The 14923-nt window shown below is 53.9% G+C and carries 12 protein-coding genes; 7 read left to right on the top strand and 5 right to left on the bottom strand.

What is annotated here, in order from left to right; all coding sequences use genetic code 11:
- Window positions 1-66: 66 nt before the first annotated feature.
- The 3 genes from D6Z24_RS18465 to mobF all read right to left on the bottom strand — a co-directional run bounded on the left by D6Z24_RS18465 (window position 67) and on the right by mobF (window position 3833).
- Window positions 67-450, bottom strand: coding sequence for a hypothetical protein (locus D6Z24_RS18465; protein WP_129128093.1), 384 nt, complete (start codon window positions 448-450; stop codon window positions 67-69).
- Window positions 451-732: 282 nt separating this feature from the next.
- The gene (locus D6Z24_RS21980; protein ID WP_162605185.1) at window positions 733-2193 is read right to left on the bottom strand and encodes an ATP-dependent DNA helicase; all 1461 of its coding nucleotides are present in this window, start codon (window positions 2191-2193) and stop codon (window positions 733-735) included.
- A gap of 50 nt (window positions 2194-2243) precedes the next feature.
- On the bottom strand, window positions 2244-3833 hold the full coding sequence (gene mobF, locus D6Z24_RS21985; protein ID WP_162605186.1) for a MobF family relaxase: 1590 nt from the start codon (window positions 3831-3833) through the stop codon (window positions 2244-2246).
- Window positions 3834-4008: 175 nt separating this feature from the next.
- Here mobF and D6Z24_RS18480 point away from each other — a divergent pair, with 175 nt between their 5' ends.
- The 7 genes from D6Z24_RS18480 to D6Z24_RS18510 all read left to right on the top strand — a co-directional run bounded on the left by D6Z24_RS18480 (window position 4009) and on the right by D6Z24_RS18510 (window position 10517).
- A complete protein-coding gene (locus tag D6Z24_RS18480) occupies window positions 4009-4212 on the top strand; it encodes a hypothetical protein (protein WP_129128096.1) in 204 nt (67 codons plus the stop codon).
- A 140-nt stretch (window positions 4213-4352) separates the two neighbouring features.
- A complete protein-coding gene (locus D6Z24_RS18485) occupies window positions 4353-4571 on the top strand; it encodes a TRADD-N-associated membrane domain-containing protein (RefSeq protein ID WP_129128097.1) in 219 nt (72 codons plus the stop codon).
- 332 nt (window positions 4572-4903) lie between these two features.
- On the top strand, window positions 4904-5731 hold the full coding sequence (locus tag D6Z24_RS18490; protein ID WP_129128098.1) for an SH3 domain-containing protein: 828 nt from the start codon (window positions 4904-4906) through the stop codon (window positions 5729-5731).
- A gap of 161 nt (window positions 5732-5892) precedes the next feature.
- Window positions 5893-6678 (top strand): DUF2971 domain-containing protein, encoded by a 786-nt coding sequence (locus tag D6Z24_RS18495; RefSeq protein WP_129128099.1) that lies wholly within the window; start codon window positions 5893-5895, stop codon window positions 6676-6678.
- Window positions 6679-7450: 772 nt separating this feature from the next.
- The gene (locus D6Z24_RS18500) at window positions 7451-8419 is read left to right on the top strand and encodes a hypothetical protein (RefSeq protein WP_129128100.1); all 969 of its coding nucleotides are present in this window, start codon (window positions 7451-7453) and stop codon (window positions 8417-8419) included.
- A gap of 86 nt (window positions 8420-8505) precedes the next feature.
- Window positions 8506-9522: a hypothetical protein gene (locus tag D6Z24_RS18505; protein ID WP_246014725.1), complete on the top strand. Its 1017-nt coding sequence runs from the start codon at window positions 8506-8508 to the stop codon at window positions 9520-9522.
- A 119-nt stretch (window positions 9523-9641) separates the two neighbouring features.
- Window positions 9642-10517 carry a hypothetical protein gene (locus D6Z24_RS18510; protein WP_129128101.1) on the top strand — a complete coding sequence of 292 codons (876 nt, stop codon included), beginning with the start codon at window positions 9642-9644 and terminating at the stop codon, window positions 10515-10517.
- A gap of 46 nt (window positions 10518-10563) precedes the next feature.
- Here the strand turns inward: D6Z24_RS18510 and D6Z24_RS18515 are convergent, their stop codons facing one another.
- Window positions 10564-11829 (bottom strand): tyrosine-type recombinase/integrase, encoded by a 1266-nt coding sequence (locus D6Z24_RS18515; protein WP_162605187.1) that lies wholly within the window; start codon window positions 11827-11829, stop codon window positions 10564-10566.
- A gap of 200 nt (window positions 11830-12029) precedes the next feature.
- On the bottom strand, window positions 12030-14816 hold the full coding sequence (locus tag D6Z24_RS18520) for a GPMC system transcriptional regulator (RefSeq protein ID WP_129128103.1): 2787 nt from the start codon (window positions 14814-14816) through the stop codon (window positions 12030-12032).
- Between the last annotated feature and the right edge of the window lie 107 nt (window positions 14817-14923).

Below are 14923 nucleotides of genomic sequence, written 5' to 3' on the forward strand. Positions count from 1 at the left end.
GCAGCACGGGCGGGACCGATTAAAGCTGCCGCCGCAGGCGGCTGCTTTGGTCCAAGAATTTCCCTGTTACCGGCTCCGGGACAGGAACGAGGTCCACCCTGCCGGCTGCGCTTTTTGCTCCGAGATGGCCTCTCGCAGTGCTCCGATCTGCTGCGAAAGATCCCACAGGGAGCGCTCGATCCTCTCCAGTGTCGCACCCAAAGCGGGGGGCATTTCGGGCGCCGGTAAGGGATGTTTTTCCTCTCGCTCCGCGAGCCGCAAAACCACCTCCGAAAGAGCACCAACCTGCCGCGTCAACTCCTCCACCCGCAGGCTCACAGTGAGCCCCTGGGGAGCGAAAAGGCGCTCCCTGATGAGCTCGGAGAGGGAGATACCCAGCGCCTCGGCCTGCCCGTGCAGCATCCCCTTTTCCTCCTCGGAAAGTCGCAGCGAAATCTTGTCCATGGACACTTAGGCACCCCCTTTATTACTGTCGGACGCCGCGCCGTGTTTCCGGTACCGCTGGCACCGGCCTCATTTCGAGAGGTTAACTGCGCTTTGTGGCCGCCGTGGTACCACGCGGTACCACGCAACCAACGCAAATGACAATGGTTTTTCCGGCGGACATTTTAACTCGGGTAGCTTCAGCTGCGTGAGGTGTGAGAGAAAAAAAGCCGAACGAAGCGAGGCCCGCAGTAAGCTTGTGCCGTCAGGAATAACCCGCGCCGCTGCCAAAAAAAAGTGGGAGCTGGATCACCTCTCCAGCTTCGACCCGAACCCTCTCGGCAAGGTGAGTTCGAGCTCCCTTCCCGCCACCTTCTGGACCGCTGCGATCTCCTGCGCCGGAGGCGGTGCCGGGAGTGGGGCTCCCTGCCCCGCACCGGGACCCTTTACGGATGGTTCCGGCTTTCCGATCTTCTCCCCGAGCCGCCGTTCGTTCCCCATGAATCTTCCCTGCAGCGTCGTGATCTTCTCCTCCACCGTTTCCACCGAACGCGCGAGTCCCTCCATCGAGTTGGTGAAGATGCGCGTGCCGTATTGTGCCCGCGTCACGGCGACGTTCAGGGCGTTGTAGGTCGTTCTCCCGTACTGTTCTTCCGGAGCCGCCAGCCGCGTTTTCGCGTCCTCGCTGCGGCACGGTGCGTACAGGATCGAGTGTTCAACAGTGGCACCCTGGCTCTTGTAGATGGTGAGCGCGTAGGCGTGGTCCAGGTGCCGGTAGCGCTTGAGGTCGATACGTACCTCCCGCCCGTCAAGATCAAGGCGCGCGCCCCCTGCACGATCGATCTCGATGATCGTGCCCAAGGTGCCGTTTTGCAAGTCGAGCCTGGAGTCGTTTTTGAGCAGCACGATCCTGTCCCCAGCCGAAAAGTGCCGCTCCTCTTCGCGATAGAGAGCCGTCTTCCCCGCCATGTCGGCGGCGGAGAATTCCTTGGTCACGGTACGGGAGAGTTCGCGCCCGTCGTGTTTCTTTGTATGGAAGGAGTAGGTCACCTGCACGATGTTCCGTTCCCGGTTTATTCCAGTGACCGTCGCCTCCGTGTTGAGGCGCGTCCCCCAGCGCTCCACGTGGCCGTCCGGGCGCGTCGCTCCGCAGAAGAGGACGGTGTCGCCGACGCGGTACCCTTCCACCGTGACACCTTGGCGCACCGGGACCAGCACAACGTAGGGTTTCCCTTCGGCGATGTCGCCGGCGCTGACTAGCTCCTTCCTGATCTCGCTGTTCAGTTCTCTGCGCGCAGCGTTGGTGGTAGTCAACAGGAGCACCCGCTGCGGTTCTCCCGACTCCACACGCCGGGGAAGTCTGGAAGGCTTTTTGCTCTCCTCCAGGTAGTGCCTGACCACCGCGCTCCTGAGCTGGGCCTGGTCGGCGATTTCCACGACCTCCTGACGCCGTTCAAGGGTGCGCAGCGCCCTCTGTGCGTTCTCGGCCAGCGGCCGGTCCATCCGGTTCAACCCGCGCGCAACCTCGAGGAGTCCCGGGTCCCTCTGCCGCAGGATGTCGGTCAGGTGCGCGCAGTCGATCTCACCCCTGACACCTAATCTCTGCAGGGGGCCGAGCAGATTCCCCGCCTGGATCCCCGGCATCTGCTTCGCGTCGCCGAGAAGGTGCAGCTTCACCTGTACGCCGCTCTTCCCCAGTTCCCGGACCACGTCGAGCAGGCGCTCGGTCTGCCTGGCCCCGAGAAACCCCGCCTCGTCCACCCGGATCACCACCTGCTGCTGTGGCCCCGTTGGCGTGAGAATTTTTTCACCCCTTACCACTACCTAGGCGGCTCCCCGTTTTGCCTCTGTAGGGCAAATTTGGAAGCCGGATTCTCCTTTTCGAAACTGTGGATGGTGCAGGCGGGCCTGCCGGTGGCGAGCGAGAGCTCCCGCGCCGCCTTCCCGGTATAGGAGAGGTTGATGGAGAGATGCGTGCGCCCATTGGGGCGCAGCTCCTCCTCGTTGAAACGCTCGATCAGCTTGAGCGTCGAAGTCTTCCCGGTCCCCGGATCCCCCATGGTGAGAGTGACGCCCCGGCTCCCGGTCAGTTCGCTCACGACCTCCCTTTTCTGCCCGCGCGTGGGCTGTATCCCCTCTCCAGCGATCCGGCCCAGGAAGCGCTCTACTTCCGGCAGGGAAACGAAGGCATCATGCGGCTCAAGCTCCGAGATCCGCTCAAGGTTGCGCCGTTCCAGGTCGCGCATCTCCAAGGTCGTGTAGTACTCGCGCCCCCTGGCATCCCGCCCGAGACGAAGCACCCCGGGCGTCCCCCCGTCCAGGGCCTGGTTCAGCTCGGGAACGGTGTGCCCTCCCCCGGAGATCCGCACCGCCTCGTCCAGCACCCTGGCCCGGTCCAGCACCGCCTCGCGCTCGGTGAGTTCCCGGACCGCCCGCTCGATCACCCGTGAGGGCGCCTCGGCCTCAAATGCCGGTGCGAGGCTCCGCCCCTCCTCCAGGTCCAGGCGCACCCGTTCCGGCGACGTGCCGCAGGCCTCGAAACCCCGGGCGAAGATCCCGGATACTTCCTCGCGGGAGAGGTCGCGCTTGGGCTCCTTGGTCCCCTGGCAGGCCATCTCGTAGAGCCGGGCATGCGACACCCCCAGGTACAGCCCCTGTGCCTGCCACTCCTCCACCTGACGCTCGATATCCACCCGGCGCGTGGAAAAATACCCGGTAAGCTGCGGATCAACCCCCTTCAGTTCGAAGTACATCTCGGCCCGGTCCTGGACCTCGAGCCCGAAGCCGCTTGAGGCAAGCTCGCGGGCGAGCGCCTGTCGGTACAAAAGCCCTAGGGATCTCTGGTCCTGGAAGAGCGCCTTCGGCTCGTTGGCCTTCCAGCTCCCGTCTTGTGCATGCACCACGTTCAGCACGAAGACATGGGAGTGCAGCTGCGGGTCGATGTTCCTCGAGGTGGCGTGATCGAATTTGGCCGCTACCATCCCCCCGTTCATGATGCCGCCGGGGCTACGGTAGTGGCAGTAATGCTCCTCCACGTGGGAGAGCACCGAGAGCACTGCCGCGTCGTGCGCCTCCTTGATCCCGGACACTCCGGCGACGTAGGCGATGGAAACCGACTTCGGCGCTGAAAAGGTTAGGTCGTTCCCGGCCCGGTGCCGCTCTACGAGCGCCCCCGTCTCCGGGTCCCGAGAAAGCCTGAAGGACACGAGGCGGTTACCGGCAGGATCCTCCCCCCGGCACAGAGCGCGGAACTCCTCCTCCCGGACCGGGCCTATAAGGCCCAGGTCCTGGCTTCCGCTACCGAACCACAGGGAGTTTTCCCCCAGGCCATCGCCGCGAAGGTAGTAGTCCTCCCTGGAGAAATACCCACCCGCCTGTCCTGAAGCCATCCCCGGCGATACCGACATCATCGCAGATCTCCGTTCCAAAAGCTGATTGGGTCTACTCCAAAGCCTTATACGGCATTGGCCAACTTTAACAAATGCCAAAGACATTCCAATGGGCGCAGCAGGAGTAGATTCTTATTGTTGTTCATTAACTTTGCGTGTTATGCTGCGCCTGCCAGGGGGGAGGTACGGCGCAGCGTTGCTCTACGTCCGGTATCGTTACGACGAGAAGCGCCGCGTCAGGCTGAAGACGGTGGAGATCGTCTCAGAGGAAAAGCCGTGGCACCCCCATGCCCATTTCCGTGAGGAGGAGATGGTGAAGGTGATGGTGATGGTCGGCTATTCTGAACAAGCCTTTCGCTCAATACTGAAAGCAGCAGGCGGTAGATGGAACGCGATCTAAAAGGTCTGGCAGGTTCGTTAGGGTGCCATTCTGGGCACCGCTGCTGTCCTTCTCCTCGGTGTCGGAAAGTTTTAGAACATGCATCCTATCTCACCGCCCTCTATAAATCGAAACAGTCGCAATGTAATCTGATGAGTTAGATGGAGATCGCAATGGGTACACCAACAGAAATCGAAAAAATACAAAACTACTACGAAATCAACTTGAGCCATGCTCGCTGGAGTTTTTGTGCAAGTTTAGCTTCGGTTATTGTTGGAATGGTCACGCTTCTTTCGGGGGGGGGGGTCCTCATCAACAACAGAGACTCCAACTCCGGCATCATAGCAACATCTGCTGGTGTACTTTCAGAGTTTATTTAGGCAACTTTCTTCTACTTGTACAACAAGAATATGAAACAGCTTAACTCCTTCTACGAAAAACTGATCAAATTTCAAGTACGTACTGGGCGAAGGGACTCATGAATGCGCTGCCAGAGGACCGAAAACCGAAGATGACGGAATTGATAATCACTCAACTGATAACAAGAAACGAACCAAAGACAGAAATGTCTCCTGAACTTGTTAGAGCATATGCCGAAGCAATGAAAGGGCGGGACTAGGAGGTTCAACCAGCGCCACGACAGGCCAAAAAGCAAGCCGGTCAGGCTTGTAGCGTTGGACGAACAGTGATTTAATCTTGAAGGAGGAAAACGATGGTGCCAGCAACTGCTTATGCTGCCGCGGGTGCAATTTTTGCTGCCCTAATAACTAGCGGAATTTCCGTTGTAAATATGGTTATTTCAAAGGACCAAAAAACCTCTGAGTTTAGACAGGCATGGATTGATGCTTTGCGGCAAGATTTATCAGATATGATTGGGCACCTCTTTCGCATTAGTGCATTGTGCGTGTACTATGTTGAACAACACAAAGATGAGAGAGATAAAGCTATAGAAAAGCTAGTTGAGGATGTCGGCGAAGACATTTCAACTGTATCAACGCTATATCATAGAATATTATTAAGATTAAACCCTGACGACGACAAAGAAGTTATCGCTTCTGTAACTGCATTGCATGATATGCTTTCCTCTATTGAGGAAAATATGCTTGATCAGGATAAATTGGATAAAGAATCAACTAAGTTGGTAAATTTATCAAACGGACTTTTGAAGAAGGAGTGGAAAAGAGTAAAAAGGGGCGAACCGGCGTTCTTTTATACAAAATGTTTCTTTTTCGGAACCATATTGTTATTGCCATTATTAGCATTTCATCACAGATCTGCTGTCTATGGTTATTTTAATGCTGACACCGGCAAAGAGGACTCGAAATCGTACGACCACTACCACTTTGTTTCAGCAACAAGGCTTCATGTAAGAGAAAAACCTCGGACCGACGCAGCAATCATTGCTACACCAACTCTTGGTGAAGTTGTAAACGTTGACCACACGGAAAATAGTTGGGACAAGATTTCATACTACGACAAACAGAACGAACTTGTCACTGGATGGGTACTTCACAGATACATATCTAATTTCAAAAAATGATGACACGGAAATAAACAGACGGGGATTGCAGGCGGAACCGCCCAACACAACCTTGGACACGGACGGCTGATGCCGCCGGTCAAGGCCGGAGCCGTTGGCGCTAACCGCAAACCGCAGAGAGGCAGAGACGCAGAGGCCGCAAAGGAAAGGGCTGTAGGTTTATGAAAGGTTACCCTCAAGTACTCTATCGTTACCGACATTTGGAAGGTGAGCACCGTGAGTACACTAGGCAAATCATAACTGACTCTGTTCTATATTTTGCATCCCCATCTTCGTTTAATGACCCATTTGATTGTAAAGTACACTACCAAAATTCACTATCTATGCTGCAATTGCAGGCATACTATGAGCGTTTATTACAGCAGCGGTCGCCACATCTGAGTGACTCGGAACGTAAAGAGAGAATAAATGCCGAATTACGACATATGGAACCAAGCTATTTTATCGCACAGGTTACTCAAGGAATGCAGAGTGCAGCAAATGACCTTGGGATTTTGTCGTTATCTGCAACCAAAAGTAATATTTTATTATGGTCGCATTATGCTGCTAGCCATTCTGGTATTTGCCTGAAATTTAAAGCTACAAATACTACTTTATTTTTTGGGTATGCCCAACCTGTAATTTATGCGAAGGAATATCCAAAAATAGATCTGCTAAATAACTCACCAGATGAACAAGTAGAGGCGTTTCTGCGCACAAAGGCTCTCGACTGTCAGTATGAAAAGGAATGGAGAATAATTGACACAAAGAATGGCCCAGGACTATATCAGTTTCCAGAGGAATTGTTGGAAGCTGTTATATTTGGAGCAAAAATATCAAAACCAGACAAGGATGATGTTCTAAAATGGATCGCTACAAGGAAATGTCCTGTACAGGTATTTCAGTCCTTCCTTAGTCCTGGATCATTTGGACTCTCGTTTAAACCATATGACGCTGATTATGCTTGAACCGAACCACATTAGGGGTAGTTCCGGAAGGGGACGGAAGCGGATGAACGCCGAATTGCTCCGGCCACTGGCTTGTACTTTAGCCACCGACGAATGCTTCTGAGCGCATTGGAGGAACAAGAGATGTCCCTCTCACCAAACGCAAAACTTGTTTATCGCTACCTAGTCATGGAAGTAATTCCGACCAAACAGGTCGTTACCTATGGCACAGTCAGCACTGAAACAGGCGTCCCCCTTGGCCCAGGAGGTGGGGCTGTTGCCAAGGCACTATACGAAATCTTTCGTAGATGTGATGATGAATTACTGCCCCCAATTGCCTCAATTGTTGTGCAGGATAACGACTATGTTGGCAGACATGGTATGACTGGTGGGGGTATCTCTCTGCCGAGGCGGAAAGCAAAAACCTCGTAGGTCGACGGCGTGATGATGGCTGGCAGCGATGGAAAGGAAAACCCCGGCCAGCAGATATCGAAACATGGACAATGCAGCCCATGATTGAAGCTCACCAGGATATGGTGTGGGACTACCAGTATGATTGGCCGGAGGAACTGTAATTGGGGGCGGCAGGGGCCGCCCATAAGAATATGTGCGTCCCCTGTCTTCGCACCATCTGATGGGAGCAATGGTTCTCATGCTTCCAGCCCGCATCTCTCAACAAAAACTGGTAGAGACGGACTCCACAGTCGGCGAGAGATGGTAACAACAGTCTGTAAGAGTTGGTGCGCTCCGCCGCTCACCAGCAGCCCCGTTGGTCGAAAAAACAGGAGTTGATATGACATCAGAAGAAAAAGAAAGCATCTATTGCGTTCACGATGATCTGGTCTGCGGAAATGACTCCGTCACAGATCGCTTCTGTGCGCACATCTTTATCGCGAAGAAGGACGAGTTGCTTTTTGGAGGGAATTCTTCAGTCATTCCTGAGAATGGGAATTATGCTGCAATCCGAAATGGTACCGTCACTTTTATCAAATTTAGGGGCAAAGAGTACGGCGTGACGTGTAGACATGTACAAGAACAGCTCGATCAACAAAATAGCGACAATGATAAAAAACTTGCCAGAATAGCAGAATTGCCGCTGCCGGATATAGCAAAGTACCACTTCTTCATTTCCAAGGGACAGCAGCAGATTCATTTAAACACAAGGTTTTTCCCTGTCCCATCCGAATCCGGAATGCCTAGCCCTGATATTGCAATTGGAGCGCTACCGCCTGGACTTGTTGAAAGTCTGGGTAAATCTTGCATAACCATTGGAAAAGATTGGAATTCAGTTGAACTTTTAGAAGATCGACACCTCACGGGCATTGCGTGCGGGTACCCAGAAATGAACAGAAAGCTAACGCCCTCTCCTATCCCTAATATTGATAATTTTGGCAAAAGTTTTGTTGTTGCTAGGGCAAAATTTGACACGTTTTCTGAGAGAACAATCCGAATTGTTGATGTCATAGAGCAAACAAATGGCATTAACGTGCTAAGTGGAATGAGCGGAGGCCCATTATTTTGGAGCACGCAAAGCGATTGGGGGCTAGCAGGGATTGTCAAACATGGCGGTGATTTATATCCCAATATTGAAACAGAGAATGATGACGAGTTTCCACCAGCAATAAATATAGTAGCTGAACCAGTTACCATTGCTAAACTTGAAAAATGGACAGAAAAACTCTCTCATAACGACTTTCCACCACCTCTCACAAGTAGTGTTTTTATTCCTAAAGGTTTTAAAGGCTTTAGAGTCGACAGCTAGGCCCCAAGGATTATCAAGCCATAGGCGACTTTGAGATACAAGTAATATTGGAATTGCAGCACTTTATCTTTGGAGTAGCCGAGTAAATGACAGAAAGAATGTGGAAACACTGGACTGAGCCTCGCGGGATTCTTATTACTCAGATCCCAATGGAATGGCAGTACCGAAATCCAATTGTCGAACCAAGAATCGAAGGGCCGCCGTATAGTTTTGAACCATATGAGAATGCTCTTGGATGTTTCCAGTTGAGTTGTTATCCACTCGAAGAGCTAGCACCGGATGCTAAGCCTCAAGAAAACGTGTTAAAGTGGACTCAGTCTCGAATGGACTCAGAGCAATTTGACACGTATGTATACTATGGATCAATGGGCGATCAAGCCTTAATTGGGAAGTACATATACGGTCGGAAATTGCGTGACGATTTGCGGATCCAAGTACAGTTGGATCTCGTGCAGAAAGTTCTGGAGAAAATCATCATAATTCCAGAATATGACAGGTTGCGAGCCGCTAACCTAGACAAATATGATCGCTTCTTGGGAGCTCTGGCTGCGTCATACGATCTACTCAACTCTGCGATTGAATCTGAAAGCTATGTCCAAATCGTGGTTGTTGTGACGAACCAAATTGATGCTTTCCTTCGCTTGGCTATTGTAATTGCGAAGCAGTTGCGAGATCAGACAGACCTAATTGAAGTTAAGTATTTTTCCCAGGGTGATAAGGAAAAGGGAATTTCTGAAAGAAGCATCTTCAGTGAAGCCACTGAACTCGGCGTGATCGATGTAAAAATAAAGGAAAGATTGAACGAACTGTATGACTCGCGAAATCGCATTATCCATCGGTACATCATTTCATCGATTAAGACTCGTGATATTATAAAAATTGTTGACGGGTTGTTAGAAGTCCAAGAACAGCTTCGATTATTGCTTCGCGGACTGGAGGATTGTCAGATAGGAAAAAGCTTCGGAATTTATGGCCACGGGTTTGAGCGAGTAGAAAATCTTGATGTGGTTGAAATGAAAAGGGTTCAGTCGTGGGCGAACGACAAGCATGTAATCGAAAGATTCCGTCGAAAGATTTCTAGGACAGAGGAATACGAAACTTAACAAAGCGGCGGCATCAGAGAAGCCTTGCAAAGTCGGATTAAACCCGCCTAGATGGAGAAAGCTCAACCAAGCGCGATAGCGATCAACCGCTGCGCTCTTGGTGTTGGCGTAGGAACAAAATGGAAACTAAAAAACATAAACTTTCCCTCCTAGAGAATAGCCATGCGTTCATGGCCGAAGCGGCGAGCAAGGCTCTCGCCGCGCGGCATAATGTACAGCAATGGCAGTTCGCCCTTTTAAATTTGGTCCAAGCAGTTGAGCTGTCGTTAAAGGAACTGCTTCGAAGAGAGCATCATCTTTTGATTTTTGACAATATTGACTCTCCTAAAAATACAATCTCAATAAAGCAAGCGCTTTGTCGCATTGAGAATGCAAACATACTTGGTCTGATTATTCCTGAAGAAGAAAAGAGAAAGATAAAACACGCGGTAGATATAAGAAATAAAATCACGCACTTTGAATTTGAAGTTTCTGAGGAATTTGCAATGGTCAAATTTTCGGAAATTTTTGCTTTCCTAGTATATTTTCAGGGCCGATTTTTGAAAGTTGAGGTAGAAGATATCTTACCAGGTGACCTTCTGGAATCAGTCATGGAAATAGAAAAGTGCTTTACTGAGCTTCGACATAAAGCGTTGAAGCGTATCAAAGAGGAAGGACTCTCACCAGATCTTGCTTGGCGGTGCCTAAATTGCGGGGAAGACACCTTTATAGTGGAGGATGGTAGAAATATATGTTTCCTCTGCCGAAAAACAGAAGAGGTTGTAGAATGCCCTCAATGTGGAGAACTGTGCTTTGAAGATGATATGGAGTCATTTCTTGAAGACCTTGACACAGACTATGACGAGGGTAGAACTTATATACACAATAACTATGGATATTCTGAGTTCAAGGCATGTCCGAACTGCATAGATGGAATAAAAGCTGACATTGAGCACCAACGAGTAAACGACTATTACGATTTCATGGAAATGCAGGAATGGCATAGAAATAGATAAGCAGCCAACAAAGGGCGACAGCTGGTAAGCCGCTGCGCTCTCCGCGTTAGTGGAGCTGAAGTACCTTCGCCGCCCCCTCCTTTATAAGCCTTTCGAGTTCGTTGGCAATAGTCTGTAGCGGCCTGCGCAGGTCCTCGACATCCGTGGCATCATAGTGCCTTCCTGAGATCGAGCTGTCCACATGGTTGGTGAGCCGGTCGGCGTCCTCGAAGATCTTCAGCCGCCTCGCCGTGGTTATGAAAGTTCGGCGCAAGCCGTGTACGGTGATGTCAAGCCCCGTGTTGAGCTTAAGCGCCGTCGCCATGAGCCTGACGTGCCCTGTCTTGTTGGTGCTGTAGCGAACCGTCTTCACCGCTGGGAACACGAAAGGACAACCCTCCTCGCGTTGCGCCAGCCTCCGCTCCAGTATCTCCAGCGACTGCCGGCAGAGCGGGGCGTAGAGCGGCTTACGGTTTTTGGTGTCGGGGATGGTCAAGGTCAGCCGGTCCAGGTTGACATACTCCCAGCGCAGGGTCGCCGCCTCCTGGCTCCGCAAACCATGGTAGAGGCAGAACAGGTAGCAGTCACGAATGTTCTCGTTGAACTTCTGTATCCCCTGGTAGAAAACCTGGAACTCCTTCCCCTCCAGCCGCTCGGTCCTCGCCTGGATCTTCTTCATGTGCTTTCCGAACCGCAGCACGTTGAGAGGGTTGGTGCCGATCGCGGCGGGGTACTTCACCATGGCGTAGCTGATGATGGCCGACAGCATCACGTAGGCGTTTCTCGCACCGTACGGCCCGTGCTTCCCCTCCGAGTGTTTGTAGCTCTCGATGACGACGTCCGGGGTGAGCTTTGCCACCTGAGGTAGGGTGAGCGTCAGCCAGCTGTCAAAATGGTGCGTGACGATCCTGGTGTACCCCCTGACCGTCGATGGCTTGTAGTCCTTTCCGTCGGAGGTCCGCTTCTCCGTGAAATACGCCTCCAGCATCTGCTCCAAGGTGACGTCGGAGCCGTTGGTCCTTACCTTCTCGCGTTTGAGCACGAGCCTTACCCCCGGCACGAAACCCTCCTGCTTGTCGTCGTATCCCATGAACAGCTTGCGCGCCTGCTCCAGGGTGATCTCGCCGAACCTGCCTAATACCTTGCGGACGGTCCGGTACCCCTTCTTCGTGGTCGAGTCCACCACGTCGGCCTTGGCGAAGAAGGTCTTGTTGAACTGGCCGACTCTGATCCCGAGCCCCCTGGTGTTGGTGTCGAAATAATCGACCGGCCCCTTCTTGGGGTCGAAGGTGAGCTTGTCGATGTTGCGTACGGTGAAGTTAAGTCTAGGCATGGTGCGCCTCCTGGGCGATTTTCGTACCTTTCGCATTTTTGCAAGGCTTATACCACCCAAAAGGTACGAAAAGGTACGACAGAAACGAAAAAACCCGCTAATCCTGGCTAAAAGATTAACGGGTCCTGTTTCTGGTGTCAAGTTGTAAGTTATTGAATTTTATCAGGTTTTGTGCTATTTTCTAACCCCTTCCAAACCCCTCAAATCTTCACCGTCTTGTAAAGGAAGTTCTTGAACCTGAAGAAGCGCTTCCTTTCTTCTTCGTCTTCCTGGGCGTCGCCGGTGATGGCTTTCAGGTGACGGGCGACCTCGGGCATGCTCTTGCCGGCGGCACTCCGACTCCGCTCGACTACCAACTTCACCACGTCGCGGGAAATCCTGCTCTGTGAGTAGGGCTCGTAGACTGCTTCCCAAAAATCCTTTCCAGTCTCTATCTCGGTCATGATGCTGCTGGCCACTTCTTCGGCCAAACGCTCGGAGGCCGGCACCATCTGCTCCTGTGCTCCATCCCTGATGGCTTTCCTGATGTCATCGCCGGTCACGAGCTTCCCTGTCCTGAAAAACAGCGCGCGCAGCAGGATGCTTCGCAACTCGCGGATGTTCCCCTTGTAGTTGTGGCCGACGAGGGCTTCCTTGGCGTCGTTGGAGAGGCTCGGCTCGTCGTCGCGGACCGCTTCCTCGGTGCTTCGGTAGGTCCGATAGAGCTTGCCGAGGAAGTGGGTGGAGAGGTCGGGGATGTCCTCGCGCCGCTCGTTCAATGACGGGACCATGACGGAGAGCTCGGTGAGGCGGTGGTACAGGTCTTCCCGGAAGTTTCCGAGGGCGATCTCCTTTCTCAGGTCCTTGTTGGTGGCGGCGACGAGCAGAACGCGGCTGATCCTCTCGCGGTTTTCGCCGAGACGGACGAAACCGCCGTTGTCGAGAAAACGCAAAAGCTGCACCTGGGTTTTGGGGTCGGCGTCACCGATCTCGTCAAGGAATACGATGCCGCCGGATGCCTCTTCCAGAATCCCCTTGCGGTCGCTGTAGGCGCCGGTGAAGGCCCCCTTGATGTGCCCGAAAAGCTCTGAATAGGTTAGGTCCCCGCTGTAGGCGGCGATGTTCGTCTTTTTCACCGGGAGCTCGCCGTCCGGGTTGATCTGCTGCCGGTACAGTTCGTTCAGCTTGTTGTACAGGTTGTTGAAGAAGAATTCCTTACCCGCCCCGGTGGGGCCGAGCACCAGGATGGACGGGAGCCCGATGGTGGCCTCCTGCAGGACGTGGCGGCTCCACAGGGCGATCCGGTTCGATAGCGGCTGCGAGACCGTGTTGATGAAGGCGACTATCTCCTGGGCCTTGCGGCTGTTGCCGATGATGTTGCCGAGACGGTACGAGGAAACCTTCGGGTCCTTGTAGGCGATGTCGCTTTGCAGCTTGTTCACCTCGGACTGCAGTCGCTCGATGCGCTGGATGTCGGAGATGTGCCGCGAGGTCAGGCGGTCGATGATCTGCAGGATCCGCTTGTGCTCCTCGGTGAAGTACCCTTCCTGCAGCGAGTTGAGGCAGATGACGGCGATCACCTCGTCGTCGCTGATCACCGGGACGGCCATCTCGCTCTTGATCAGCTCGTTCATGGGCCGGTGGAATCCCGAGTGCTGCGAGGTATCCGCGACCTGCCCGATTATCTTCGGCTCCTTGGTCCAGGCGACGTAGCCGGTGAGGCTGCGCTCCTGGATGGGGAGGTCATCTCCGCCGATCTTGAAAGGCGGGATTTTCTTTTTGAGCCACTCCTTGTTCTTCGCACCGACGATGGTCCCTTCCTCGTTCTCTACGACGAGCCACTTTTCCCCCTCGCGCTCCTGCACGATGGCGATGCTGCCGGTATCGGCGCCGATAAGCTCGGTCGCCTTCGATAGGACCTTGGTGAGAAACGGGTGCAGCCCCTCGTTGCGTTCCTGCAAGAGGTCGGAGATCTCGGAGAGGACCTTGATCTCCAGGTGCTCACCGCCGACCTCGTTGATGACGCGCTCCACCATTTCGGCGTGGGTCTGCAAAAGCCCCTCTTCGAACTCGGAGAAGCTCGCAAGCTGTCGGGTGAAGTAGTTGATGAGGCAGATGAGGCGGCGCGTGCCGGGCTCGAGGCGCGGCACCATGTAGAGGGTTCTCAGCCCCATCTCCTCGGTGAGGGCGCGACGCTGGATGGTCTGATCCTGCAAGTCGGCGATGAAGAGCGGTTTAAGGAGTTGGTCATCGGTGACGACGCCTGCCTCGTTGACGTAGCGGGAGACGAGGGAGGTGCCGTGTTTCAAGTCGATGTTGCCGACGTTGTCGTAGCGCTGTTTGAGCTCCGGGTTCTCCGCGTGGCTTGCCAGCACCTCCATGCCGCCGCGCACCGGGATCAGCACCGACGCAAGGGTGAGCCCGTCGATAAGGTGCACCGCGGAGCGGACCATGAAGCTCGCGGCTTCCCTTTTCTTGTAGACCTCGACGCGGCGGGCCAGCAGCAGTTGCTGGTGGTATTTCCGGGCATGATCGACCGGTTCCCCGGCGCGGGCGAGGAAGGGGATGAGCATCTCGATGCGGTCGCGGGAGAGGAGTTCTCCGTCCACGCAGGCAACCCCGATGGACTTGCCGTTACTGGTGATCGGGAGCATGGTGGTGCCGTCGATCTCAAAGCGCCGGGAGAAGTCCTGGTCTAGCGGGAGACCGCTGTCGGCCGGGCGCAGGAATTGTGCAGGCATCTGCGTTACGAAGGTGTTCGAAACGGCCGCCTCGGCGGAGATTATGGGGAAGGTTTCCTGGCGGATCTCCATGGCAAAGCTGCCGCAGGCAAAGGCGCAGGAAAGGGCGCCTCGGGTGAGGTCTTCGAGGTAAATGCGAACGCGTTCCTGATCGGAGACGAGGCGTGCTCCTTCGCCGACTAGGTGCAGCATCTCGTCGAGGTTCTCTTTCCCGTAGGCGGCGATGCGATCGCCGAGCGTCTTCAGTTGTTGCTCTGTAACAGCCATGTGCTCTCCTGAGTACATAATTTACACAGGGCACGGTAAAGGAATTGGGGGCGGGTGTCAAGGGGGCGTATGGTAGTGATGGGACTGTGATGAGGATGGGTGGAGGG

This window comes from Geomonas oryzae (assembly GCF_004117875.1).
Taxonomy (GTDB): domain Bacteria; phylum Desulfobacterota; class Desulfuromonadia; order Geobacterales; family Geobacteraceae; genus Geomonas; species Geomonas oryzae.